Genomic DNA, 24,861 nt, shown 5'->3' with positions numbered 1-24,861 from the left:
GTACGGAGCGTGCTCAAAGACGACCCCACCAGCCAGAACAAGGCCCCGGCCACGCCGAATCCGCACCCCCGGGCGGAGAGCCTGAGACGTGTGGCCGTGGCCAGTTTCATCGGCACCGCCATCGAGTTCTACGACTTCTACGTCTACGGAACGGCCGCCGCGCTCGTCCTGAACGAGGCGTTCTTCCCGAACCTGTCCTCGCTCAACGCGACGCTCGCCTCGTTCTCGACGTACGCCGTGGCGTTCGCGGCCCGCCCGATCGGCTCGCTGGTCTTCGGGCACTTCGGCGACCGGATCGGCCGCAAGTCGGTCCTGGTGGCGTCGCTGCTCCTGATGGGCCTGTCGACGGCGTGCGTCGGCCTGCTCCCCGGCTACGACACGCTCGGCGTCTGGGCGCCGCTGCTCCTCGTGCTGCTCCGGTTCCTGCAAGGCGTGGGCCTCGGCGGCGAGTGGGGCGGGGCGGCGCTGCTCGCGGTGGAGCACGCGCCGCGCGGCAAGCGCGGCATGTTCGCGGCGTTTCCCCAGCTCGGCCCGTCCGTCGGCTTCTTCGCGGCGACCGGCATCTTCTGGCTGCTCTCCGAGACGCTGTCGGACGACGCCTTCCGGTCGTGGGGCTGGCGCATCCCGTTCCTGGTCTCCTTCCTCCTGGTCGCCGTCGGCCTGTTCGTACGGCTGAAGATCAGCGAGACGCCGGTCTTCGCGAAGGTGATGGAGAACCAGGAGGCCAGCAGGGCGCCCGCCCTGGAGGTCTTCAAACGCCATCCGCGGGAGATCCTGCTCGGCGCGGGCGGCATGGTCATCGCCTACGGCCTCTTCTACACGGCGACCACGTACTGCCTGGCGTACGGCACGAAGACGCTCGGTGTGCCGCGCTCCACGATGCTGGCGGTGTCCCTGGTGGCGTGTCTGTTCCTGGCCGCCGGTACGTGGCTGGCCGCGACCCGCTCCGACGCGGGCGGCCGGCGCAGGATGGTCCTCGTCGGCTCCGGGCTCGCGGTCGTCTGGGGGCTCGCCCTGTTCCCGCTGATGGACACCGAGCAGCCCGTGCTCATCGCGCTCGCGCTCGGCGGCGCCCTGTTCTGCATGGGTGTGGTGTACGGCCCGATGGGCGCCTACCTGCCGGAGCTGTTCGGGGTGCGGGTGCGCTACTCGGGCGCCTCCTTCGCGTACAACCTGGGCGGTGTGCTCGGCGGCGCGGTGGCGCCGCTGGTGGCGACGCGGCTGCAGGACGCGTTCGGGTCGTCGTCGGTGGGCTGGTACGTGAGCGCGATGGCCGTCGTCTCGCTGCTCTGCGTCCTCGCGCTGCCGGAGACCCGCGAGCGCGAACTGGCCTGAAGCGCGCGGCGAGTACGTGACGGACGTATGGCCAATCCCCGGCTTCGGCAGGACGATGCGGCACACCGCACGGACTACTGCCACGGGGTGGGCCATGGCCGGACCGGAAGTACATGTACGTCCTTACTGGGAGCTGATGTTCGACGCCGACGGCGACCCGGAGCGCGGGCGGCGCGACCGGCTGCTGCGTGAGGTGCGCGAGCGCGGCGTCCGGGACCTGATCGTCCTCGCGCACGGCTGGAACAACGACCGGGACATGGCGGTCCGGCTCTACGACCGCTTCTTCGCACCGTTCCCGTCGCTCGCGCCCGGCGCCGAGATCGGTTACGCGGGGCTGATCTGGCCGTCGATCCGCTTCACCGACGAGGAGATCCCGGACTTCGAGCGGGCACGCGCGGCCACCGGCGCGCCCGCACCCCGCACGACGCTCGACAAAGCCACCCGGCAGGCGCTCGGCAAGACCTTCCCGCACAGTGAGACCGTCGTCCAGCGGCTGGCCGAGCTGCTCGACCGGCACCCGGAACAGGCGGACGCCTTCGACCAGTTCGGCGGCCTGACCAGGCAGCTCGTCGGGGTCCGCCCCACCGCGCTCGGCGCGGACGTCGAGAGCGAGGGCTCCCCGCACACCACGCCCGCGATGCTCCAGGAGAACACGCGGGACATGTGCGAGCAGTTCGCCGAGGCGCTGGAGGCCGCGGCGAACCTCGCGGAGTTCAGACTGCCCGGCGGCCTCGCCAAAGCGTGGAAGGGCGCCCATGAACTCCTGCGCCAGGCCACGTACTTCGCGATGAAGAAGCGCGCCGGCAAGGTCGGCAAGGACGGGCTCGGGCCGCTGCTCGGCCGGCTCGCGCACGACGCCCCGGACGTCCGCGTCCATCTGGTGGGGCACAGCTTCGGGGCGCGGCTCGTGTCGTTCGCGCTGGCGGGGATGGAGGACACCGCCCGCAACGTGAAGTCGGTGACGCTGCTCCAGGGCGCGTTCTCCCACTACACCTTCGCGGGCCGCGGTGCGCTGAAGGGCAAGCAGGCACGGATCGACGGCCCGCTGGTGTCGTGCTACTCGCACTTCGACACGGCGCTGTCCACCATGTACCCGCTGGCGTCCCGGCTCGCCGGGGACGACCGCGGCGCCATCGATCTCGGGGTCCGCTGGGGCGCCATGGGGTACGACGGGATCCAGGACATCCCGGGCGCGCTCCGGCTCACGCTCGCGGAGGCGCTGAAGACGGGCGTGCCGGGCAAGGGGTGCGTGAGCGTGGACGCGGCCAAGGTCGTGCGCCGCGGCCGGCCCCCGGCCGGGGCGCACAGCGACATCCTCCACGAGGAGCTGGCACGGGTGGTCCTCGCGGCCGGACGGGTGCGCGCGTAGGGCGCGCGCGGCGGGCGGCTGGAGCCGCCCGCCGCGTCGACGCCTTCCTCAGCGGTGCGTCGGGAACTCCACCACCTGCTGGTACGTCGGACGGTTCTGCCACTGGATGCCGCGGTGCGTGATCCCGCCGAGCGCCCGGTGGACGATGGTGTCCGCGCACCACTGGTCCCCGGCCTTGCAGCTGTCGTCACCGGGGTAGACCGCGGTGGCGGGCTTGGCCGCGGCGGTGGCGAGGCTGGTCAGCAGCGCGGTGCGGCAGGCCGACAGCGATCCGGCGCCGCAGTACGTGTCGCCGAGCTTGCCCTGCACCGGCCGGCCGAGGACCGTGCGCAGGTCCTTGTCGACGTAGCCCCACCAGCCGTACTGGAACGCGGACCCGGCGTGCGATCCGGTCGGGCCGTGCCCGGCCGACGGCGCCTCGTCGATGCTGAGCCGGCCGCTCAGCGCCTGGTAGAGATCGGCGCCGAGCCCCGGCTTGAACTCGGCCTCCACCAGAAGCGGCCACCAGGCATCCATGATCCGTACGGCGTCCGGGTGCGCGTACGTCTTCGAGCCCGCAGCCGTCTGGTTGCGCTGGGCGCCCGCCTTGCCCCAGGCCTCCAGCTGCTGCACGGCCTTCTCGACCGCGGGGTCGGTGACCGGCGCGCTGCGGACCACCGCGAGCAGCTCGGGCAGCACCTGTTCGCCGCGCAGGTCGGTGACGGCGGCCTCCTCCATGGCCTGGGTGAGGGAGGCGCGGGTGACGCCGCCCTTGGCGGTCAGTCTCTGCACGCGGTCGTCGAGGAGGTCGGCGCGGTGCACGGCGCCGAGGCTGAAGTTGGCGGCGGTGAAGTCCTTGGCCTGTTTGTTGTTCCAGGAGATGTAGTAGTCCTGGCCGAGGGAGTTGGGGTGCTGGGACGGGGGTGTCAGGGCCGCCGTGTTGTCCGTCGGGTCGAAGTCCTGCCACTCGTAGGCCTGTTCGCCCTTGACCGGCAGGGACATGTCGACGTCCTTGGCGCGCACCGGGTTGCTGCCGCTGTTGTAGTACGCGATGTCGCGGCTGTCGGCGTAGAACCAGTTGAAGGCGTAGCTGATGTTCTGGGCGGCCTTCTGGAAGGACGCGGCGTCCGTGACGTAGGACGGGTCGTTCAGCATCTGGAAGCCGATGATCGAGTCGGCTTCGTGGCGGTAGGTCGAGCGCAGCGCCGTGTAGGCGACGGGTTTGCCGTCGACCGTGGCGCGGTGCGTGACGATGCCGTACTTCGTGCGGAAGACCTGCATCCGGTAGGAGCCCGCGGCCGTGGAGTCGGCGACGGTCGGCTTCCAGGCGTTGGTCTTCTCCAGCTTCTCCATCGGGGTGCAGGTGCCCCGGTAGAGGTAGGAGGCCGAGTTCTTGGTCGGGGCGGCGCCGCCCGGCTCGCACAGCGGGACCGCGTAGGTGTCGGTGATGTCCTGCCCGGCGGACGTCGCCGACCAGGAGTAGTCCTGGCCGCGGCCCAGCTGGACGTACATGCCGACGCCCGCGAAGGAGACGCCGCGTGCGCTGATCCCGGGCCCTTGCAGCTCCTGCATCATCAGGAGCTGTGGCGCGAAGTAGCCCGTCTGCGGTCCGAACACGGCGACCGGGTGGCCGGACGCGGTGTGCTTGCCGGAGACGAGGAGGGCGTTGGACATGCCCTTTTTGGACGCGGAGTCCTCGAACATGTCGGCAGGGAGCACCCCGTCGTCGTACATGCCCTGGAGCGGCTTGAGCTTCGACGGCGCCTTCACCGGGTCCTTGGCGACGGTGCCGGACTTCGCCGCGGTCGCCGCCGAGCCCGTACGGTCGTGGACGAGGGGCTCGCGGGTGACGGAGTCCTTGTCGGGCATGGCCCGGCCGCGCGCGTCGGCCGGTTTCTGGCCGTAGGGGAAGCTCGTGCCGTCGTGGACGGTGGTGACGGCCTCGGGGTCGTTGCGGCCGCGGAAGGACTCCCAGACCTCGGTGCCCTTCTCGACGCCGTACTTCTCCTGCGCCTTCATGAGCGAGAGGGCCGCGTCGACCTCTCCCCCGCCGCCGTTGCCGAACAGTCCGCCGACCACCGAGGCGAGCGCGATCATGTCGGTGATCTTGAACGGCTGTATCTCACCACTGTTGGTGATCGCGTCGACCTTGCCGGTGAGGACGTACTCACCCGGGAAGTAGCGGCCGTTCTTGGACTTGACGCGGTAGGCGTTCAGACCGTCGATGTAGGCCTGCGCGTCGTCCATGGCCTGCCGGCCACGGGCGCCGCCGGTCGACTCGATGTACTCGACCTGCTTCTGCAGATCGTCCTCGGTGTACGGGGCCTGCGGCCAGAACTCCTGCTCGAGGCCCTGGTTCGCGAGGGCGCCGCCCGCGAACGAGGTCAGCTCGCCCCGGCCGATGTGGCGGAACAGGTCGATGAGCCACATCCGGTCCTGGCCTGCGGCGTAGCCGGCGCCGAACTCGGTTCCGTAGCGCGTGGAACCTTTGATGTGGGGTACGCCGTTCTTCTTGTCACGGGTGATCGTCACATCGTCGCGAGGGCGGGTGACGGATCCCACCTGACCGTCGGGGACACCGAAGGAGGCATCGTTGAAGAAGTTCGTGAGCGTGTCATCCGTGAGTGAGGGGTAGCCGGAGGACAGGGCGTCATAGGGGCCGAGCTGATCGTCGGCGTGAGCGGGCTGGGTACCCAGCAGCTTGTGGGCGAGGATCTCGGCGAGCGTGGCGCTGCCGTTCGCCCCGGGCGGCAGGATGTCCGCGCACTGTCCCTTGCAGTAGTCGCTGACGGGCGCGGGTTCGTCGGCGGCCGTGGCCGTCGAGAGAGGGGAGAGCAGTCCCGCGGTGAGCACGAGCGCCGCGGCGGCCGTAATTCTCCGCAAAGGGCCGCTGGACCGGCTGACTGACCTTCTGTGCAGGGTGGTTCGTGGGATGCGTCGTCGCATGCCTGTTCCTCCCGACGATGGTCAGCCGGAGGTTACCGGCGGTTAGCCGACGACAGAAGATGAACATGCGTCACGTTTTCGGAATCCACACAGGAACAGAAAATCACCGTCTGGAAAAGGGATCCGATTCGCGTGTCGATACGTCTACTCGGCGACGTCGTTCTTTTGCCGCGGCGACGCCGACGTACGTGTGACGGAGGTGCAGGGCGATGGCTGGATTCCGAAGTCTGGCAAGACAGGTGCGCGATCCGAGGAGCGACCTCGCGCTGAGGCGCTACTCGCTGCGCAAGTGCCTGGAGCGGTTCGCTCCCTACGGTCACCGGGCCACCTGGGACCATCTGTGCTCGCGGGCCGGGTTCGGCCCCGAGGACCGCTCCCCCGAGCCGGCCCGCCTGGTGGCGGCTCTGGAGGAGCTGGAGGAGGCGCGGGCCGTCTGGCTCGCGTACGAGGTCGCCTTCGCCGAGCGGCGGCGCAAGGAGAAGCACGACGGGCTGCGCCGGCCCGGCAGTGTCGACGACTGGCACCGGCTGACCTGGGGCGGCTTCGGCGTCGCCTGGTGCGACGACCCCACGGTGCACCCCGCGGCGCCGCTGGCCGAGGTGTTGCGCCGGCTGATCACGGCCCTGGAGCGCGAGCCCGGCGACAGCTGCCCCGTGTGCGCGGACACCGCCCTCGTCTGGCAGCACGACCTGGCGCACGAACCGTCGTCGGGCCCCGTCTGCTCCCACTGCGGCATCGTGGTGCCGCGCCCCGTCCTGACCGACGCGGCCGTGGCGGAGTCGAGGCGGGTGCGGCAGCTGGTCACGGCCTAGCAGGACGTACAGCGCGACGGGGGTGCGGCGCACCCCCGGCCCTCACCACCGCCCGGGGACGTGCTCCAGGCGCTCGCGGTTGAGCAGGTACTCCGGCAGATACGGCGCGTCCACGGCGGCCGGGAACTCCATGTCGTACGCGAGGCAGGCGAGCGCGAGCGGGCCGAGCGCCACGCGGGCGCGCGGCGCGGCCGAGCCGCCCCAGTAGCTCCCGTGCTGCGCGAGGGCTTCCTTCAGCGCGTCGGCGAACGCGTCGTGGTCCTGCGTGAGCAGCCGGTGGAACAGGGCGACGGGCTGGTAGTCGACCGCGTTCAGGAAGTCCTTCGGGGCGAGCGTCGTGTTCTTCGGGTGCGATGCCTCGATGGTCGCGACGAGCTTCTCCACGACATCGTCCATGGGACGGCGCAGCCAGTGGCTCCGCAGAGCGTCGATCCAGTGCAGGACGTACGTGTCCACCGGGGTGTCACCGCCGCGCAGGGCGTCGAGCGGGACCTCGCACAGGCGCGTCGTGCGATCGCGCTCGCGCAGGACCAGGCTGACGTAGAAGGCGTCGAGCCAGGCGCGGGCGTCGCCGCGCACCCCGGGTTCGGTGGCGGGCACGGTCAGCTCACGCTCGCCGAGCCGGCACTCCACCGGCCGGACCTGCGTGAACAGGGCGGTGCCCAGGTGCAGGGCGGCGACCCAGGCGTCCAGGGTCTCCACGCGGTCGGCGGCCGGATCGGCCTCGGCGCTCGCGTGGGCCAGGGTGAGCGCGCGGGTGAAGGCGTCGGCGAGCGCGTCCGGGTCCGGCCGTTCGGCGTCGAGTGCGCTGATCGCGTCGGCCGTCGCCGCCGTACGGGCGTCGAGTGAGGCCGTGTCGGCGGCCGACGTGTCCGAGGCGAGGTGCCCGGACCGGTCGAGCCGGTGCAGCGCCCGCATCGCGGCGAGCAGTCCGGGCGGCGGGCGCAGCGAGAAGGTGCGGGTGTCGTGGTCGATGACGGTGAGCGAGGTCAGCCGTCCGTCGTGCCACCGGTAGACGCGCGGCGACAACGGTCCGGGGCCGTCCTCGTGGGCCTTGAGGGCGTACGTGGCCAGGTCGTTGATCGCGTCGGCGGCGCCGCCGTCCACGATCGGGTGGAACGCCAGCAGGTGCCGGGTCGGCACGACGACGAGCGCGCCCGCCTCCGGCACGCGGCGCCCGGTGACCTCGGCGACCAGCTCCGGCAGGACCAGCGCCTTCGTCGACACGAACGGTGAGTCGCCGTACACGGAGTACAGCACGGCGTGCCCGTCGAGCCGCACCTCCTCCGAACGCAGCGGCTCCCGTACGAGGTTGCGCTGCCCGGCCTCCCACAGCGCGTCGGCACCCGCGCGCTCCACGTCCTGGTCGGTGAGCAGCCGCACGGAGGCCGGACCGTCGAGGGCGAGCGCGAGGTTCAGCCCCTCGGCGACCCCGCGCATGTACGTGAAGCCGTCCGCCATTTCCGCGGGGACGGCCCCGGGCGCCACCAGGCGCAGGCACGTCCGCGCCAGCAACTTTTCGGCGCTCTCGCCGCCTTGGCCGCCTTGGCCGCCTTGGGAGGCGTCGGTGACCGGGTCGCGGGGGTGGCCCGGGGCGTGCGGGGGCTGAGGGGCGTCGGGCGTCTCATGTGCTGTCACGCTCTCGACTCTACGAGGCGTCGGGGCGCGGGACGTTCCGGTCGGCGGGACCGCCCCGCTCGGTCAGGGCCTGACCGTCAGGGCCTGATCACGTCCGTCTGGATCGCGAGTTTGAACTCGGCGAGGGTGATCGGCACCGCGAGCTTGGTGTCGCCGGTCCGCGCCGAGATCTTGAAGCCGACCGGGGTGCCGGGGTGGACGAACATCTGCCAGGTGTAGGAGCGGTACTGGCCGCCTCCCGTGGCCGAGATGTCCGTCGTCGCGGTCGAGTCGTAGCGGGCCGTGAGCGGGTCGCGCACGAAGCGGGCCCGGTACTCGGTGGCCCGGCTGTCCGGCGCCCAGAACAGGAGCGCCGACAGGGTGCCCCAGCCGTCGTGGCTCGGCCAGATGAGGCCGGAACGCGCGTCGGGGAATTTGGAGGTGCCGCCGCCCGCTGCCGGGTCGTGCATCTTCCACGGGTCGTACGACTCCTCGGCCGTCGCGTACGGGAAGCGCACGAGGTGGTAGCCGTCGCTGTCGTAGGTGATCTTCTGTGCGCCCGAGTGCGCGGACTCGTACTTGAGTGAGCAGACTGCTACTGGCATGTCGTGTCCGATCCCCTCCGCCGGTCGTTGCTGGCACCATCGGGTTCATGGTGTTCGTACAGGTGTGTCTGAACGGTGCGCGTGGGGCGAACGACGGAGCGGTGGTGCCGCTCTCACCCGGGGCGCTCGCCGAGGCCGCCGCGGCGGCGGTCGCGGCCGGCGCCTCGGATGTGCATGTTCACCCCAAATCGCCCTGCGGACAAGACACGTTGGCGCCACGTTCGGTCGCGGCGACCCTGGAGGCGATCCGGGCGCGGGTGTCGGTGCCGGTCGGCGTGACGACAGGCGCGTGGGCCGAGCCCGATCCGGCGGCGCGGGTGGCGCGGATCCGGTCCTGGACGACGCTGCCGGACCACGCGTCCGTGAACTGGCACGAGGAGGGGGCGGAGGAAGTTGCCGCCGCGCTGCTCGAACGGGGGGTCGGGGTCGAGGCGGGCGTCTGGTCGGGGACGGACGGGGCGGAGCGGTTTGTCGCGTCGCCGCTCGGGCCGCAGGTTCTGCGGGTTCTCGCCGAGGTGACCGAACATGACGCCGCGGGCGCCGATTCGGCCGCTCGGTCGTTGCTGGATGCGCTTGATCCGGCTCATGGGCGGCCCGTGTTGCTGCATGGGGAGGAGGGTGGGGCCTGGCCCGTGTTGCGGCTTGCGGTACGTCTGGGCCTGCCCACTCGGGTCGGGCTCGAGGATGTGCTGGTGCTGCCGGACGGGGCGCCGGGCGCGAGCAACGCGGAGCTTGTCTCGGCTGCCCTGGAGTTCTGCCCGGGCGCCTGAGCGTCTGCCCGGTCGGGCTCTCGTGCGCGCGTGGCCGTTGCGTGTGGCTGCTCGCGCATTCCCCGCGCCCCTGGGGGTCGAACGCGCCGATTCCCGTAGCGCCTACGGGGCTTCGCCCATGACCAGGACCCTTGTTCTTGGTTGCGTCGGGCGCCAGCGGTGGGGGCGTTGAGCTGCGATATAGAGGGTGTCGCCGCTTTCCAGGATGTGGCTCGCGCCGTCCACCTCCACCTCCGCCCTGCCGTCGGCCACGTAGAGGATCTCGTCGCCTGCGTGACGGTACTCACGGTCCCAGTCGTGGTCGCCGGTGAACTCCAGGGCGTGCAAGCGCTGGTGGCCACGGACCAAGGGGCGGGCTCCGCCATCTGTCGCGGGGGCGTCCGCCGCGCGGACCACGTCGACCGGGCGGGGCGCCTCGGCGGCGGCGAGGAGTTCGACGGCCGTGCTGTCGAGGGCGTCAGCGATGCGTTGCAGCGAGTTCATGCTCGGGCGCGAGCGGCCGTTCTCGACCTGGCTCAGGAACGGCACGGAGACGCCCGCGCGCCGTGCCACCTCGGCGAGCGTCAGCTCGAGGGCGCGCCGCCTGCGCCGGATGCCCGGTCCCACGTTCATGAACTTGTAACGCCCTTCTCCCAGGTCCCCTGTTCCGGTGCAGCCTAGCGCCGTGCTTAACTCGTTCACCTCCACTTAAAAAAGTTAAGCACTCTTGAGTATCGGACGGAGGGCCTCCATGGCTCGTGTGGACCAGAATCAGCGGCGCCGCCGCGGCACCGGCCTGATCGCCCTGGACGAGGACGCCGCCTGCCCCGGGTACACGCTGTTCGCGCCGCTGACCGGGGACGGCGAGGTGTACCTGATCGACCTGCGCGGCGAGGTCGTGCACCGGTGGAACCTGCCGCACCGGCCGGGCCGGCACGCCCGTGTCCTCCCCAATGGCAACCTCGCCTACAACGGCGTCCTGCCCGGCGAGCCCGCGCTGTTCCCGATGTGGCACAAATACCGCGGCGGCCTCATGCAGGAGATCACCCCGGACGGCACGATCGTGCGCGAGCACCGGGACCCGCTCCAGCACCACGACGCCCACCACTACGGCGACGGGCGCGTCCTGTACACCGCTCTCGAACCGCTCACCGGAGAGGCGGCCGCCGCCGTGCGCGGCGGGGTCCCCGGCTCGGAGGCGGGCGGCTCCACGGTGTGGGCCGACACGATCGTCGAGGTCGACGCCGAGGGGAACCGGACCTGGGAGTGGAAGGTCTCCGAGCGGCTCGGCCGCGAGGACTTCCCCCTCCACCCGGACTACGCGCGCGAGCACTACCCGCTGATCAACAGCGTGCTGCCGCTCGCCGACGGGAACATCCTCGCGAGCTTCCGCTCCGTGTCGGCCGTCGTCGTCATCGACCGCGCCACCGGGGACATCGTCTGGCGCTCCGAGCCGGGCGTCGTCTCGCAGCAGCACTGCCCGACCGAGCTGGCCAACGGCAACTTCCTCGTCTTCGACAACGGCGTCTTCCGGCCACACTGGGACGTGCCGTTCAGCCGCGTCATCGAGATCGAGCGCGCCGGCGGCAAGGTCGTGTGGGAGTACCACGACCCGGCGCGCGAGTCGTTCTTCGCGCCGTTCATGGGCAGCGCCCAGCGACTGCCGAACGGGAACACGCTGGTCACCGACTCCCCCGCGGGCCGCCTCTTCGAGGTGACCGAGGACGGCTACCTCTGCTGGGAGTACGTGGTCCCGTACTTCGGCGGCTACCAGGAGGAAGAGGTCCGCAAGCTCTTCCCCTCCGAGCCCAACGCCGTGTTCCGCTCCTACCGCTACTCCGCCGCCGAGCTGCCCTGGCTGAACCGGTGACCGCCACGGCGGCACCGGAGACCCGGCCGGTCGACGAACGGCTGCCGCTCGCGCGCCTTCTCCCCCTCGCCTGCCAGCACCTGCTCGCGGGCGTGGCCGCGCCCGTCTCCTCCGTCATCCTCATCGCGACGACGCTGAGGCTGTCGACCGGGCAGACCGCGTCGCTGCTCAGCGCCACGCTGGTGCTGTGCGGGATCGGCGCGCTGCTCCAGTCGCTCGGCGTGCGCGTGCTGCGGGTGGGGGCGCGGCTGCCGTTCCTGATGCTGCCCGGCGGTGCCGCCGTGGCGATCTTCCTCCAGATCGCGCAGGAGTACGGCCCGGCGACGGCGTCCGGCTCGGTCCTGGTCGCCGCCGCGTTCCTGCTCTGCGTGCTGCCGTTCTACGGCCGGCTCGTCCGGCTGTTCCCGCCGCTGGTGATGGGCACGACGGTCGTCCTCATCGGCATCAACATGATCAAGGTGACGGCGCCGATGGTCGCCTCGGGCCCGGGGCTCGGCTTCGCCACGCTCGGCGTCATCGCCGTCTTCTTCCTCGTCCTGCGCGGCGTGTGGCGGCAGATGGCGGTGCTGCTCGGCCTCGTCTGCGGCACGCTGATCGCCGTCCTCACCGGCACGGAGCTGCACGTCGCGCACGGCGGTACGTTCGCCCTGCCGGACCTCTTCCCGTACGGCGCCCCGCACTTCGACCTGCTCGCCGCCGTCCCGCTCCTCGTCTTCGCCCTCGCCTCGCTCGCCGAGGCCACCGGGCAGACGGTTCTCAACAGCGAGGCCGTCGGCCGCGCCCCGGACCCGGGCCGCGACGTGCCGCGCATCGCCCGCGCCGACGCCCTCGTCTCGCTCGGCTCCGGCCTCTTCGGTACGTCGCTGATGGTGACCAGCGCCGAGAACATCGGCATCGTGCAGCTCACCCGCGTCCGCAGCCGGTTCGTGACGGCGGCGGCCGGGGTGCTGCTCATCGTGTGCGGGCTCCTGACGCCGCTGACCCGGCTGCTCGCGGCGATCCCCGAGCCGGTGGTGGGCGCGGCGGGCCTGGTCATCTACGCGGTGATCGCCGTGATGGGCTTCGGGATGCTCTCCCGTACCGAACTCTCGCACGGCACCGACAGCATCGTCATCGCGCTCGCCCTGGTGGTCGGGATGCTGCCGATCGTCGCGCCGGAGATGTACGCCGACCTGCCGTCGTGGGCCCGCACCCTGTTCGGCAGCGGGGTCGCGGCGGGCGCCATCGCGGCGGTGGTGCTCTGCGCGGTGTTCCGGCTCCTCGGGCCCGCGCTCACGCCCGAGCCGGAGGCTTACGGCTCTCCCGACGGTCCCGGCGCTCCGCCATCAGCCGGGAACCCGTGAGCCGGTCGCCGAAGACGTCGTCCGGGTTGGAGAGCACGCAGGTCTCCATCGAGAGGCAGCCGCAGCCGATGCAGTCGGTGAGGTGGTCGCGCAGGCGGCCCAGCTGTCTGATGCGCTCCTCCAGTTCGCCGCGCCACGCCTCCGACAAACGCGCCCAGTCCTCCCGGTTCGGGGTGCGCTCCTCGGGGAGTTCGGCGAGGGCGTCGCGGATCGTGGCGAGCGGGATGCCGACGCGCTGCGCCGCGCGGATGAAGGCGACCCGGCGCAGGGTGTCGCGGGTGTAGCGGCGCTGGTTGCCCGGGGTGCGGCGGCTGCCGATCAGCCCCTTGGACTCGTAGAAGTGCAGGGCGGAGACGGCGGCCCCGCTGCGCGCCGAGAGCTGGCCGACGGTGAGCTCGTGGATCTTCTCCGGAATCTGAGGCACCCGGCCGAGCCTAGTCGGCGGGCGCGTGACGTTGTTAGCATGCCCAGAGAGCTGAGCAAGCGCTTAGACAACGACCTGGGAGGTTACTGGAGATGGCGGAGCCGCGGGTTTTCAAGGATGCCGACGAGCTGAAGGCCGCGGTCGGCGAGCAGCTGGGCCACACGGACTGGGTGGCGGTCGAACAGGAGCGGATCGATCGGTTCGCCGAGGCGACCGGTGACCACCAGTGGATCCACGTCGACCCGGAGCGCGCCAAGGAGGGCCCGTTCGGCACGACCATCGCGCACGGGTATCTGACGCTGTCGCTGCTGCCGCTGTTCGGGCCGCAGCTGATCTCCGTCGAGGGCGTGAAGATGGGCGTCAACTACGGCACGAACAAGGTGCGCTTCCCCGCGCCGGTGCCGGTCGGCTCGCGGCTGCGGGCGACGGCGAAGATCACGTCCGTGGACGACGTGCCGGGCGGGGTGCAGGTGTCCGTGGCGTTCACCGTGGAGCGCGAGGGCGGCGAGAAGCCGGTCTGCGTCGCGGAGTCGGTGTCGCGTTACTACTTCTGAACTACTTCTGAACTACTTCTGAGCGACCACCCTCGGACGGCTGCTTCCGAGCCCCCACCATCCTGAGTACGAGGTCGGCGTAGAGCGCGCCGACCTCGTCGGGCGTCCTGCGGCCCTCCGCGTTGAACCAGCGGGCCACGTCGATGCAGAGGGAGAGCACGGCGACGGTGGTGCCGGGGACGTCCGGGACGTCGAACTCCCCCGCCTGCACGCCGTCGTTGATGATCTCGCGCACGGCGGCGTCGCTGCGGCGGCGCAGGGCGACGATCGCGGGGCGGTGCTCCTCGCCGAGCGAGTCCAGCTCGTACTGGACGACGCGGGCGGTCGTGTGGTGCCCGGCGTGCCAGCGGACGAAGGAGCGGACCGCCTCGGTGAGCCGCTCGGTGGCGCTGCCCCCGCCGTCGACCGCGCGGCGCAGGATCGTCAGCGCCTTCTCGTGGCCGATGGTGCTGATGCGGAGGAGCAGCTCCTCCTTGGTCTTGTAGTGGATGTAGAGCGCGGCCGGGCTCATGCCGGCCCGGCTCGCGATGTCGCGGGTCGTGGTGGCGTGGTAGCCGCGCTCGGCGAACGCCTCGACCGCGGCGACGAGCAGCCGCCGGGCCGCGTCGGGGGTGACCTCGGCCCACGGCACCTCGTCGACGGCCTGGTCCAGAGCCCGCTCGTCCTGCGTCATCGGTCCGCTCACATCCTCTTGGGTACGTGCGCCCACACCATACCTCCCGGGGTGAGCGGGCGCTTAGGGCCCGTACCGCAGGTGCCCGCGTCCGCGTACGGCTCAGGCGATCGGCTTGAACGGGTCGTGGTCGGCGAGGATCTTCTCCAGGCGGGCCTGGTCGACCCGGCTCACGATCTGCCCGGCCTCCTGCCGGTCCCTGACGACCTTGGCCATGGTGAAGGCCGAGGTCGTCAGATAGAGCATGGAGACGGCGAGGAAGGCGCGGATCCAGCCGCTCACGTCGAGGCTGTAGATCCCGACGGACACGGCGGTGAGCGCGAGGGCGAAGGACGCGATGGCCTGTCCGTAGAAGGCCGCGGTGTTCTGCTGCTTGACCGGTGTGTCACTCATGCCGCACAGCATCCGGCGGATGTGGCCGCGGCCACATCCGCTCACCTACTCAGTTGCCGCGTAGGTACCCGGCTCAGAACGCGGAGACCCCCGTCAGGGCGCGGCCGATGATCAGCTTCTGGATCTGGCTCGTGCCCTCGTACAGGGTCATGACGCGGGCGTCGCGGAGCAGCTTGCCGACCGGGTACTCGTCGATGTAGCCGTAGCCGCCGAAGACCTGGAGGGCGTTGTTGGCGGCGCGGACGGCGGCCTCCGACGCGAAAAGCTTCGCCTTCGAGGCGGCGGTGGCGAAGTCCTCGCCGCGGTCGATGAGATCGGCGACGCGCCAGGTGAGGAGGCGGGCCGCGTCCACGTCCACGGCGATGTCGCTGATCAGCTCCTGGACGAGCTGGTACGAGGCGATGGACTTGCCGAACTGCTCGCGTTCGCCCGCGTAGCCGACCGCCGCGTCGAGGGCGGCCTGGGCGATGCCGACGCAGCCCGCGGCGACCGACATCCTCCCCTTGGCCAGGGCGGACATGGCGATGGAGAAGCCCTTGCCCTCGGGGCCGAGCATGGCGGTGGCGGGGACGCGGACGTCCTCGAGGACCAGCTCGGCCGTGGCCTGGCCGCGCAGGCCGAGCTTGCCGTGGATGGTGCGGCGGGTCAGGCCCGGGGTGTCGGCGGGGACGAGGAAGGCGGAGACGCCCTTGTGGCCCGGGGCGTCGGTGGAGCGGGCGAAGAGCAGGACGACGTCGGCCCAGGTGCCGTTGGTGATGAACATCTTGGAGCCGTTGATCACCCAGTCCCCGTCGGAGCCGCCGTCGCGCACGGCCCGCGTCGACAGGTTGCCCGCGTCGGAGCCGGTGCCGGGCTCGGTGAGACCGAAGCAGCCCAGGGCGTCACCGGCGGTGAGCCGGGGCAGCCAGTGCCGCTTCTGCTCCTCGGTCCCGTACGACTGGATCGTCTTGGTGACCAGGCCAAGGGAGACGGAGACGATGCCGCGCACGGAGGAGTCGCCGCGCCCCAGCTCCTCGGTGACCAGGCAGTACGCGAGGTGGTCGCCGCCCGAGCCGCCGTACTCCTCGTCGATGGTCAGGCCGAGGAACCCGACCTCGCCGAGCTTCTTCACGATGCCGCGGTCGACTTCCTCGGCGCGGTCCCAGGCCACGACGTTCGGTGCGATCTCGCGGTCCACGAAGTCCTTGGCGAGCCGACGGACGGCCGTCTGCTCCTCGCTCAGCTCCAGATTCACGGACGACTCCCAGGTGACCTTTAATTAGCACTGCTAGTTTTACGGTGACAGCCCTACTATGTGCCGCATGGCCCGACCGCGCAAGCCCCTCCTGAGCACCGACCGCATCGTGGACGCGGCCCGCGCCCTCGTCGACGCCGAGGGGCTCGCGGCCGTGTCGACCCGGCGGCTCGCCGCCGAGCTCGGGGTGAGCGGGCCCTCCCTCTACAACCACTTCCGCACCAAGGACCAGATCCTGGAGGCGGTCGCCGACTCGGTCAGCGCGCAGGTCGACCTGGAGATGTTCGAGGCGGGTGACCCGCGGGGCTGGCGGGCCGCTCTGCACGACTGGGCCGTCTCCTACCGGGCCGCGCTGCGCGAGCACCCCAACATCGTTCCCGTACTGGCCCAGGGTCCTGGGCGGCGGCCCGCCGGACTGCGGCTCGCCGACGCGGTGTTCGGGGCGATGGTCGACGCCGGGTGGCCGCCCGCGCAGGCCACGTCCATCGGGGCGCTCATGCGGTACTTCGTGATGGGGTCGGCGCTCGGCTCGTTCGCGGGTGGCTTCGTCGACGACGAGACGGCGTACGACCCCACCGACTATCCGCACCTCGGGCAGGCGCACCTCCTCGCGGAGCATCAGGACGTGGTCGACGACCGGGCCTTCGAGACGGGGCTCGCCGCGCTGCTCGACGGGCTCGGGATGCAGTACGAGGCCGTCGTCGCGGCCGCGCGCTGACACTTCGGTCCGCGCCGGACCGTTCCCGGCGCCTCCTTGGCGGCGGGTGGGGACGGGGCTCTCGCCCACGGACACGGGGGTCTCGTGGTTCCGGGGGCTGGGGGAGCTCAAGGAGCAGGAACGCCGGCGGCGGCCGCTTGCGCGTGGGTGCCTGGACCGGACGGAGCGGAGGCTTCATCCGGCCGGGGCCGCCGGGGCGGTGCTCTGCCGGCGGGCGTTCGAGTCGGGCTGGGTCGAACGGACCGGCTCCGAGCGGGCGGTTCGGGTCACCGGGACGGGGGCGGGGCGGGGGCGGGTTCTTCGCGGCGGAGCTTGGAGTGCGGGGTGCGTTCTGACTGACCCTGCTGCGTGCGTCCCGCCTTGCCGTCCGCCGGGTTGGTCCCCGGGGGCGAGTGCGGGCGCGTCGTGGCTGGTCGCGCCGTTCCCCGCGCCCCTGAGATGCGCACTTCGTGCGCCGTCCCGGGCCGGATGCACCGCAAGCGGCACGCCCCTCGCGACGAAGCCGCGCCCCCGGGGGGCGCGACCAGCCACAACGGCGGCGCACCCGACCGAGGTTCTTCCCGGACCGGTCGTCAGAAGATGACCAGCGCCCGGCCGCCCTTGCCCGCCCGCATGTGGTCGAAGGCCGTCGGGATGTCGTCGAGGGTGATGTGTTCGGTCACCATCGAGCTGAGGTTCAGGCGGCCCTCACGGATGTGGGTCGCCAGGACCGGCAGGTCGGCCGCCGGGTCGCAGTTGCCGTAGACGCAGCCGGCGAGGGTGCGGCCCCAGTGGAAGATCTCGAGGGCGTTGAAGGTGACCTGCTGGTCCTTGCCGCCGATGCCGACGACCGTGGTGCGGCCGCCGCGCCGGGTCGACTCCCAGGCCGTACGGATGGTGACGGCCCGTCCGACGCACTCGACGGCGACGTCGACGCCCTGCTTGCCGGTGAGGCCGCGGATCTCGCGGGCTGTCGTATCGGAGGCGATCAGATAGTCCGTGGCGCCCGCCTCCCGCGCCAGCCCCTCCTTCTCCGGGGAGACATCCACCGCGACGATCTTCGACGCGCCCGCGATCCGCGCCGCCTGCAGCGTGGCGAGGCCGACCCCGCCGACACCGAACACCGCGACGGTCTCGCCCGCGCGGACACGCGCCGAGTGGTGCACGGCGCCGTAGCCGGTGAGGACGGCACAGCCGAGGAGGGCGGCGTCGATGAGCGGGACACCTTCGGGCGCGGGCAGGACGCAGTTCGCGGCGACGACCGTCTCCTCGGCGAACGCGGCGACGTTCAGGCCGGGGTGGAGGTCGGAGCCGTCGGAGGCGCGGTGGGCGTACACGTTTCCGGCGCCCGCCAGCGCGTTGGCGCACAGCCAGACCTCGCCGAGGGAGCAGGCGTGGCAACTGCCGCACGAGGGGGCCCAGTTGAGGACCACCTCGGCGCCGGGCGCCACGTGTGTGACGCCCTCGCCGACCGACACGACCGTGCCCGCGCCCTCGTGGCCGAGGACCGCGGGGACCGGCACGCGCATCGTGCCGTCGCTCAGGGACAGGTCGGAGTGGCAGACCCCGGCGGCGGCGAGCTTGATGCGGACCTGGCCGGGGCCCGGCGCGGGCAGGTCGATGCCGGTGATCTCCAGCGGGGAGCCGACGGCGGGCAGGACAGCGGCGCGAACCATGGTGAATGGCCTTTCTGCACGAAGCTCAGGGCACGGGGCACGAATCTCGGAGCGCGGGTCTCAGAACTGCAGGGACTTGGTCTGGAGGTACTCCGACAGGCCGTGCGGGCCCAGTTCGCGGCCCACGCCCGACTGCTTGTACCCGCCGAACGGGGCGAGCGGGTTGAACCGGCCGCCGTTGATGTCGACCTGCCCGGTGTCCATGCGGCGCGCGAAGGCGACGGCCTCCGCCTCCTCGCCCGCCCAGACCGCGCCCGCGAGCCCGTAGACGGTGCCGTTGGCGATCCGTACGGCGTCGTCCTCGTCCTCGTAGCGGATGAGGGAGACGACCGGGCCGAAGATCTCCTCCTGGGCGATGGCCATGTCGGGGGTGACGTCGGCGAAGACGGTGGGCTGGACGTAGTAGCCCTGCTCGCGCGGGGCCTCGGCGCCGCCCGCCACCACGCGGGCGCCCTGCTCGACGCCCTTCTCGATGTAGCCGCGTACGCGCGCCTGCTGCTTGGCGTTGACGAGCGGGCCGATGCGGTCGCCGTACTTGGCGGCGGCGGCCGCGGCGAGCTCGACGGCCTCGTCGTACTGGGACGTGTGGACGAGCATCCTCGTCCAGGCGCTGCACGTCTGTCCCGAGTTGCCCATGACGTTGGCGACGCCGACGTTGACGGCCTTGCCGAGGTCGGCGGAGGGCAGGATGACGTTGGCGGACTTGCCGCCGAGTTCCAGGGCCACGCGCTTGACGGCGGCGCCCGCTGTCGCGCCGATCTGCCGTCCTACCGCGGTGGAGCCGGTGAAGGAGACCAGGTCGACGTCGGCGTGCTCGGCGAGGGCCTGGCCCGCGACCGCGCCGACACCAGTGACGAGGTTGAAGACGCCCGCCGGGATGCCCGCCTCGTCGACCGCCTCCGCGAAGAGCTGCGCGGTGAGCGGGGTGTCCTCGGCGGGCTTGAGGACGACGGTGCAGCCCGCGGCGAGCGCCGGGGCGACCTTGGCGACAATCTGGTGGAGCGGGTAGTTCCAGGGCGTGATGGCGCCGACGACACCGACCGGCTCGGCGTAGACCGTGGAGTTGCCGATCTTCTCCTCGAACGGGTACGAGGCGGCCAGCTCCGCGTACGAGCCCGCGACCAGGACGGGGACGCCCGCGTGCACGGTCTGCGAGAACTTCAGCGGGGCGCCCAGCTCGGCGGTGACGGTCTCGGCGATCTCGTCCTTGCGGGCGGCGAGCACGTCGCGCAGGGCGCCGAGCTTCGCGGCGCGCTCGGCGGGCGGGGTCGCGGCCCAGCCGGGGAAGGCGGCGCGGGCGGCGCGCACGGCGGTGTCCACGTCCTCGGCGGTGCCCGCGGGCACGTGGCCGATGACCTGCTCGTCGACCGGGTTGACGACGGCGATGGTGTCCCCGCCCGCGGCGGCCCGCCACTCGCCGCCGATGTACATGCCGTCGTGGGCCTTCATGGACTCTCCTTCTGCTTCTGCTTCTGCTTCTGCTTCTGCTTCTGCTTCTGCTTCTGCTGCGCGCTCTGGCACTGGCTCCTCGGGGCACCCAAACTAGCGCTGATAGTTTTCCGGCGCCAGAGACGCTTGTCACCTCCCCCCGCTCCCCGGACACCGAGACCCGCCGCGATCAGCAGCAGCCCGCCCAGCATCACGAACGGCGCCGCCGTGCCCACCAGGCCCGCGACGAGGCCCGCCGTGGCGGGCGCCGCGACCTGGCCGAGGCGGTTGCCCGTCAGGCGCAGGGCCAGGGCGGTGGAACGGGCGCCGGGCGGCGCCGCCCGCACGACCGTCGTCATCGACAGCGGCTGGCCCACACCCAGGCAGAAGCCGAGCAGCACCAGCATCACGCCGAGCGCCCAGACCGGGACGGGCAGCGCGATGCCCGCGCACAGCAAGGCGGCGAGCAGGCAGGTCGTGGCGATCAGCGCGGACCGGCCGAGCCAGTCGATGAGCGGTGTCATCACGAGCCGGCACGCGATCGTGGCGCCCGCGCGCAGGCTGAGCAGCACGCCGACGACCGACGGGGCGATGCCGCGATGCTCGCCGACCACGGGCAGGTAGGCGGTGAGGATGTCGGTGGCGGAGAGCACGGCGAGGCTGATGAAGATGCCGCCGGGGACGCCGCGCGTCCGCAGGATGCGGTGCACGGGGACCCGCGGCGCACCGCTCTCCGGGGCCTCGGTCCCCGTACCCCGGTGCTCGATGCGCCACAGCGACGTGAGCGCGAGCGCGCAGCCGCCCGCCGCGACGAGCAGGGCGAGCGCGCTGGTGCCCGCCAGGTCCGGGCCGCCGATGAGGGCGCCCGCCGCGACGGGTCCGACGAGCTGGCCGAGCGACGCGCCGATGGTGAAGTGGCCGAAGTTGCGGTCCTGCTCGTGCGGGGCGGACCGACGCGCCACGATCGACTGGGCGCCGATGACGAAGCAGAGATGGCCGAGGCCCATCACACCGCTCCACGCGGCCATCCCCACCAGTGAGTCCGCGAGGCCGCTGAGCGCGCAGCCGCCGGAGATCAGCACGACGCCGGCCGGCAGCAGCGGGGCGCAGCGCCCGTGGTCCGTGCGCCGGCCGAGCGGGACCGCCGCGAACAGCGGGAGGAGGGCGTAGACACCGGCGATGACGCCGACGGCCCGTTCGTCGGCGCCGAGCGCGAGCGCCCGGTAGGAGACGGCGGGCCGCGCCATCGACACCGCCGCCTGCGCGCAGCCGAAGGCGATGACGAGGCGCAGCAGCCAGGTCCGGTTCACCGGGTCACACGATGCCGAAGAGCAGGCCCGCGCCGAGGACCACCAGAGCGGTCAGCGCGGCCCATTTCACGGTGAACTTGGTGTGATCACCGAACTCGACCTTCGCCATGCCCACGAGCACGTACACGGCCGGCACCAGCGGGCTCGACATGTGCAGCGGCTGGCCGACGAGGGAGGCGCGGGCGATCTCCAGGGTGGAGACGCCGTGCGCGTTCCCGGCCTCGGCGAGGACCGGCACGATGCCGAAGTAGAAGCCGTCGTTCGACATGAAGTACGTGAACGGGATCGACAGCACGCCCGTGACCAGGGCCATGTGCGGGCCCATCCAGTCGGGGATGCCGTTCACGACCCACTCGGCCATGTGGTCGACCATGCCGGTGCCTTGCAGGACGCCGGTGAAGACGGCGGCGGCGAAGACCATCCCGGAGACGTTGAGGACGTTCTCGGCGTGCGCGCCGATCCGGGCCTTCTGGTCCTGCATGTGCGGGAAGTTGACGGAGAGGGCGAGTGCGGCGCCGAGCAGGAACAGGACCGGGATGGGAAGCAGCTCCATGATCATCGCGGTGAGCAGGGCGACGGTGAGGAGCGCGTTGAACCAGTACAGCTTGGGGCGCAGGGTGGGGCGGTTCGGGTCGAGCCCGGCGAAGGTGTCGCCGTCCTCGTCCTCGTCCTCGTTCTCGTACGAGGGTGAGGGCGAGGGCGCGGGGTGGTCTCCCCCACCGGTGGCACCGTTACCGGCACCCGCGCCGACCAGCACCTTCTCGTCGGCGGTCTCGGTCACGGTCTCGGCGACGGGCTCCAGGGAGAGGTGCCCGAGCCGCTTGCGCTCGCGGCGCCCGAGGACGTAGGCGAGGAGGAGGACAGCGACCATGCCGACGGCGAGCGCCGGGATCATCGGGACGAAGATGTCGCTGGCGTCGACCTTGAGGGCGGTGGCGGCGCGGGCCGTCGGGCCGCCCCAGGGCAGGGTGTTCATGACGCCGTTGGCGGTCGCGGCGACGCCGGTCATCACGATGAGGCTCATCTTCAGGCGCTTGTACAGCGGGTACATCGCCGAGACGGTGATCATGAAGGTGGTGGAGCCGTCGCCGTCGAGGGAGACGATCGCGGCGAGCACGGCGGTGCCGACGACGATGCGGACGGGGTCGGCCTTCGCGAAGCGCAGGATGGCCCGCACGACGGGGTCGAAGAGGCCGACGTCGATCATCACGCCGAAGTAGACGATCGCGAACATCAGCATCGCCGCGGTGGGCGCCAGGTCGCCGATGCCCGCGATCACGTAGTCGCCGAGGTGCGCGCCCTTGCCCACCAGGACGCAGAAGAGCGCGGGGATGAGCACGAGCGCCGCGATCGGCGACACCTTCTTCGCCATGATCAGCACCAGGAAGGTGGCGATCATGGCGAAGCCGAGGATGGTCAGCATGGAGTGGGTCCCTAAGGTCTCTGTTCGCCGTTGAACTGCCGCCTGTGGGGAGGGGCGGTCAGCGAGACGTTAGGGGCGCCGCGAACGCGTTAACAAGACGTTGACACGTGAGCAATAAGCGCAAAACTCCAGGTCACGCGGGGGACGGTGCGGCGGCCTCGATCTCCACGGGGACGGCGTTGAGCACGGCGGTGCCGGAGAGCGGGTCGAGGAGGGTGCCGTCGAGGAGTTGATTGACGTTGACGCCGGGGTTCCGCGCGGCGACCCCGAGCCGGGTCCCCGGGCGGTCGTGGCCCCAGCCGTGCGGCAGGCTGACGACGCCGGGCCGCACCGCGTCGGTCACCTCGACCGGCGCCACGACCTCACCGCCCGCGGCCCGCACGCGGGCGAAGGCGCCGTCGCGCAGTCCGAGCCCGGCCGCGTCGTCGGGGTGGACGTGGAGGGTGCAGCGGTTGGTGCCGCCGACGAGCGCGGGGATGTTGTGCATCCAGCTGTTGTTTGACCGCAGGTGGCGCCGTCCGACGAGGACGAGCCCGTGGTCCTCGTCGGCGAGCGCCCGGCGCAGGCGCGGCAGGTCGTCGGCGATCGGCCGCGGCAGGAGTTCGACGCGGCCGCTGCGGGTCCTGAGGAGGCCGGGCAGGCGCGGCTTCAGCGGGCCGAGGTCGATGCCGTGGGGGTGGGCGAGCAGGTCGTCGAGGGTGAGGTCGTACGGGCCGAGGCGCAGCATCATGTCGAGGCGGCGCTCGGGACCGGTGGCGCCGCCGAGTTCACGGGCGAGCCGCTCGGGGTCGGCGCCGTGGCAGGGCGAGTGCGGGGTGGTGACGGCCTTGCCGAGCGCGACGCTGATGACCATGTCGTCCACGGCTTCGGCGGGCGCCCCGTGCTGCCCGCTCGCGGCGAGGACGAGGCGGGCGTGGAGCGTGCACTCGTCGGGCTGCCCGTCCGCCAGGGGGACGGCGGCGCGGGTGTAGCGGACCTGGTTGCGTACGGCGAACGAGTTGAACGCGAAGTCGAAGTGGGCGCTGCGCGACGGCGGGGGCGGCGGAAGCACGACGTGCGCGTGGCGCGACGTCTCGTTCAGGTACGGGTCGACGCTGACCATGAAGTCGAGCGAGCCGAGGGCCCTGTCGAGGCGGTCGCCGTCCGGCGCGGAGAGGACGGGGTTGGCGGCGATGGCGATGACGGCGCGGATCGCGCCCTCGCCCGGGGTGTCGATCTCCTCGGCGAGCGCGGCGAGGGGCAGTTCGCCCTTGGCCTCGGGGTGTCCGGAGACGCGGCTGCTCCAGCGGCCGAGCGCGAAGCCCTTGCCCGGTCCCGCGGGGCGGGGCGCGGGGACGGTGGCGGAGAGCGGGAAGAGGGCGCCGCCCGGCTTGTCGAGGTTGCCGGTGAGGACGTTCAGGACGTCGACGAGCCAGCTGGCCTCGGTGCCGAACGCGACGGTGCTGCTGCCGACCCGGCCGTAGACGGCCGCGGTGGGGGCGGCGGCGAGTTCACGGGCGAGGGTGCGGAGGGTGTCGGCGGGGACGTCGCAGCGACCGGCGACGGCTTCAGGGCTGAAGTCCCGCAGCGCGTCGGAGAGTTCATCGATCCCCTGCACGTGATCGGCTAGATGCGCCCCGACGTCGACGAGCTTCTCCTCGAACAGGACGTGCGCGAGGGCGGCGAGGAGCAGGGCGTCCGTGCCGGGCCGGATCGCCACGTGCCGGTCGGCGAGTCGGGCGGTGCGGGTGCGGCGCGGGTCGACGACGGTGAGGGTGCCGCCGCGGGCGCGCAGCGCCTTGAGCTTGCCGGGGAAGTCGGGCGCGGTGCACAGACTGCCGTTGGACTCGACCGGGTTGGCGCCGAGCAGCAGGAGGTGATCAGTACGGTCGAGATCGGGTACCGGAATGGCGTTCGCGTCACCGAAGAGCAGCCCGCTGGAGACGTGCTTGGGCATCTGGTCGACGGTGGAGGCGGTGAAGAGGTTGCGGGTGCGCAGGGTGCTGAGCAGGACGGGCGGGTAGAGGGCGCCGGCCATGGTGTGCACGTTGGGGTTGCCGAGGACGACGCCGACGGAGTTCGCCCCGTGCGCGTCGATGACCGGCCGCAACCCGGCCGCGACGGTGTCGAACGCCTCGTCCCAGCCGACCTCCTGGAGCCGCCCGTCCTTGCGGACCAGGGGTCGGGTGAGCCGGTCGGGGTCCTCGTCGAGGGCGCCGAAGGAGGCGCCCTTCGGGCAGATGAACCCACCACTGAACACGTCGTCGCGGTCGCCCCGGGCGCCGGTGACGCGGGTCCCCTCGATGGTGAGACTGAGTCCGCACGTCGCTTCGCAGAGCGGGCAGATGCGCAGGGCGGTGCGGGGCATGTCGTCTCCCGGGGCTGTCGCTGAGCGGTTGCTTGGCATGCGGGCGGGTTGAGCATACCGAGCGGTATGCCGCAGGG

General features: G+C 71.9%; 21 protein-coding genes. 8 read left to right on the top strand and 13 right to left on the bottom strand.

Features of this window, described 5'->3' with window-relative positions:
• The first annotated feature begins 81 nt into the window (after positions 1-81).
• Positions 82-1,335, top strand: coding sequence for an MFS transporter (locus ACH4RC_RS29765; protein WP_398206464.1), 1,254 nt, complete (start codon positions 82-84; stop codon positions 1,333-1,335).
• 94 nt (positions 1,336-1,429) lie between these two features.
• On the top strand, positions 1,430-2,704 hold the full coding sequence (locus ACH4RC_RS29760) for a serine-threonine protein kinase (protein WP_398206378.1): 1,275 nt from the start codon (positions 1,430-1,432) through the stop codon (positions 2,702-2,704).
• Positions 2,705-2,752: 48 nt separating this feature from the next.
• Here the strand turns inward: ACH4RC_RS29760 and ACH4RC_RS29755 are convergent, their stop codons facing one another.
• Positions 2,753-5,629, bottom strand: a complete 2,877-nt coding sequence (locus ACH4RC_RS29755) for a penicillin acylase family protein (protein WP_398206376.1) — start codon at positions 5,627-5,629, stop codon at positions 2,753-2,755.
• A 209-nt stretch (positions 5,630-5,838) separates the two neighbouring features.
• Here ACH4RC_RS29755 and ACH4RC_RS29750 point away from each other — a divergent pair, with 209 nt between their 5' ends.
• On the top strand, positions 5,839-6,441 hold the full coding sequence (locus ACH4RC_RS29750) for a hypothetical protein (RefSeq protein ID WP_398206374.1): 603 nt from the start codon (positions 5,839-5,841) through the stop codon (positions 6,439-6,441).
• A 42-nt stretch (positions 6,442-6,483) separates the two neighbouring features.
• Here ACH4RC_RS29750 and ACH4RC_RS29745 read toward each other — a convergent pair whose 3' ends face one another.
• Entirely contained in the window at positions 6,484-8,079 is a 1,596-nt protein-coding gene (locus ACH4RC_RS29745) for an immunity 49 family protein (protein ID WP_398206373.1), read from the bottom strand.
• A gap of 77 nt (positions 8,080-8,156) precedes the next feature.
• Positions 8,157-8,663, bottom strand: a complete 507-nt coding sequence (locus ACH4RC_RS29740) for a hypothetical protein (protein WP_398206371.1) — start codon at positions 8,661-8,663, stop codon at positions 8,157-8,159.
• A gap of 47 nt (positions 8,664-8,710) precedes the next feature.
• Between ACH4RC_RS29740 and ACH4RC_RS29735 the strand changes: the two genes are divergently transcribed.
• Positions 8,711-9,433 (top strand): 3-keto-5-aminohexanoate cleavage protein, encoded by a 723-nt coding sequence (locus tag ACH4RC_RS29735; RefSeq protein WP_398206369.1) that lies wholly within the window; start codon positions 8,711-8,713, stop codon positions 9,431-9,433.
• A gap of 102 nt (positions 9,434-9,535) precedes the next feature.
• On the opposite strand, the gene ACH4RC_RS29730 is transcribed toward ACH4RC_RS29735, so the two are convergent.
• Positions 9,536-10,045, bottom strand: coding sequence for a helix-turn-helix domain-containing protein (locus ACH4RC_RS29730; protein WP_398206367.1), 510 nt, complete (start codon positions 10,043-10,045; stop codon positions 9,536-9,538).
• A gap of 118 nt (positions 10,046-10,163) precedes the next feature.
• Here ACH4RC_RS29730 and ACH4RC_RS29725 point away from each other — a divergent pair, with 118 nt between their 5' ends.
• Together ACH4RC_RS29725 and ACH4RC_RS29720 are read left to right on the top strand one after the other, a co-directional pair.
• The gene (locus ACH4RC_RS29725; RefSeq protein WP_398206363.1) at positions 10,164-11,282 is read left to right on the top strand and encodes an aryl-sulfate sulfotransferase; all 1,119 of its coding nucleotides are present in this window, start codon (positions 10,164-10,166) and stop codon (positions 11,280-11,282) included.
• A complete protein-coding gene (locus ACH4RC_RS29720) occupies positions 11,279-12,625 on the top strand; it encodes a uracil-xanthine permease family protein (protein WP_398206361.1) in 1,347 nt (448 codons plus the stop codon). Before ACH4RC_RS29725 ends, ACH4RC_RS29720 begins: the two co-directional genes overlap by 4 nt.
• Here ACH4RC_RS29720 and soxR read toward each other — a convergent pair.
• Positions 12,555-13,049 (bottom strand): redox-sensitive transcriptional activator SoxR, encoded by a 495-nt coding sequence (soxR, locus tag ACH4RC_RS29715; RefSeq protein WP_398206359.1) that lies wholly within the window; start codon positions 13,047-13,049, stop codon positions 12,555-12,557. The two genes, ACH4RC_RS29720 and soxR, sit on opposite strands and share 71 nt — an antisense overlap.
• A gap of 92 nt (positions 13,050-13,141) precedes the next feature.
• Here soxR and ACH4RC_RS29710 point away from each other — a divergent pair, with 92 nt between their 5' ends.
• Complete coding sequence (locus tag ACH4RC_RS29710; protein WP_398206357.1) at positions 13,142-13,603, top strand: MaoC family dehydratase; 462 nt, start codon at positions 13,142-13,144, stop codon at positions 13,601-13,603.
• 1 nt (position 13,604) lies between these two features.
• On the opposite strand, the gene ACH4RC_RS29705 is transcribed toward ACH4RC_RS29710, so the two are convergent.
• From ACH4RC_RS29705 to ACH4RC_RS29695, 3 genes are all read right to left on the bottom strand, one after another.
• On the bottom strand, positions 13,605-14,276 hold the full coding sequence (locus ACH4RC_RS29705; RefSeq protein WP_398206462.1) for a TetR/AcrR family transcriptional regulator: 672 nt from the start codon (positions 14,274-14,276) through the stop codon (positions 13,605-13,607).
• Between the two features lie 102 nt (positions 14,277-14,378).
• Entirely contained in the window at positions 14,379-14,669 is a 291-nt protein-coding gene (locus ACH4RC_RS29700; protein WP_398206355.1) for a YiaA/YiaB family inner membrane protein, read from the bottom strand.
• Between the two features lie 73 nt (positions 14,670-14,742).
• Positions 14,743-15,903 (bottom strand): acyl-CoA dehydrogenase family protein, encoded by a 1,161-nt coding sequence (locus ACH4RC_RS29695; protein WP_398206353.1) that lies wholly within the window; start codon positions 15,901-15,903, stop codon positions 14,743-14,745.
• A gap of 67 nt (positions 15,904-15,970) precedes the next feature.
• On the opposite strand from ACH4RC_RS29695, the gene ACH4RC_RS29690 reads away from it, so the two are divergent.
• Positions 15,971-16,621, top strand: a complete 651-nt coding sequence (locus ACH4RC_RS29690) for a TetR/AcrR family transcriptional regulator (RefSeq protein WP_398206351.1) — start codon at positions 15,971-15,973, stop codon at positions 16,619-16,621.
• A 572-nt stretch (positions 16,622-17,193) separates the two neighbouring features.
• Here ACH4RC_RS29690 and ACH4RC_RS29685 read toward each other — a convergent pair.
• From ACH4RC_RS29685 to ACH4RC_RS29665, 5 genes are all read right to left on the bottom strand, one after another.
• Positions 17,194-18,276, bottom strand: coding sequence for a Zn-dependent alcohol dehydrogenase (locus tag ACH4RC_RS29685; RefSeq protein ID WP_398206349.1), 1,083 nt, complete (start codon positions 18,274-18,276; stop codon positions 17,194-17,196).
• A gap of 60 nt (positions 18,277-18,336) precedes the next feature.
• Positions 18,337-19,725 (bottom strand): aldehyde dehydrogenase family protein, encoded by a 1,389-nt coding sequence (locus ACH4RC_RS29680; RefSeq protein ID WP_398206347.1) that lies wholly within the window; start codon positions 19,723-19,725, stop codon positions 18,337-18,339.
• Complete coding sequence (locus ACH4RC_RS29675; RefSeq protein ID WP_398206345.1) at positions 19,722-21,014, bottom strand: MFS transporter; 1,293 nt, start codon at positions 21,012-21,014, stop codon at positions 19,722-19,724. Before ACH4RC_RS29675 ends, ACH4RC_RS29680 begins: the two co-directional genes overlap by 4 nt.
• A 4-nt stretch (positions 21,015-21,018) precedes the next feature.
• Positions 21,019-22,437 (bottom strand): CitMHS family transporter, encoded by a 1,419-nt coding sequence (locus tag ACH4RC_RS29670; RefSeq protein WP_398206343.1) that lies wholly within the window; start codon positions 22,435-22,437, stop codon positions 21,019-21,021.
• A 133-nt stretch (positions 22,438-22,570) separates the two neighbouring features.
• On the bottom strand, positions 22,571-24,784 hold the full coding sequence (locus ACH4RC_RS29665; RefSeq protein WP_398206342.1) for a molybdopterin oxidoreductase family protein: 2,214 nt from the start codon (positions 24,782-24,784) through the stop codon (positions 22,571-22,573).
• Positions 24,785-24,861 lie beyond the last annotated feature (77 nt).

The organism is Streptomyces sp. NPDC016845 (genome assembly GCF_044332585.1).
In the GTDB taxonomy this organism is placed as follows: domain Bacteria; phylum Actinomycetota; class Actinomycetes; order Streptomycetales; family Streptomycetaceae; genus Streptomyces.
Note: the sequence above shows the minus strand (reverse complement) of the source record. Positions and strands in the feature narration are given on the sequence as shown.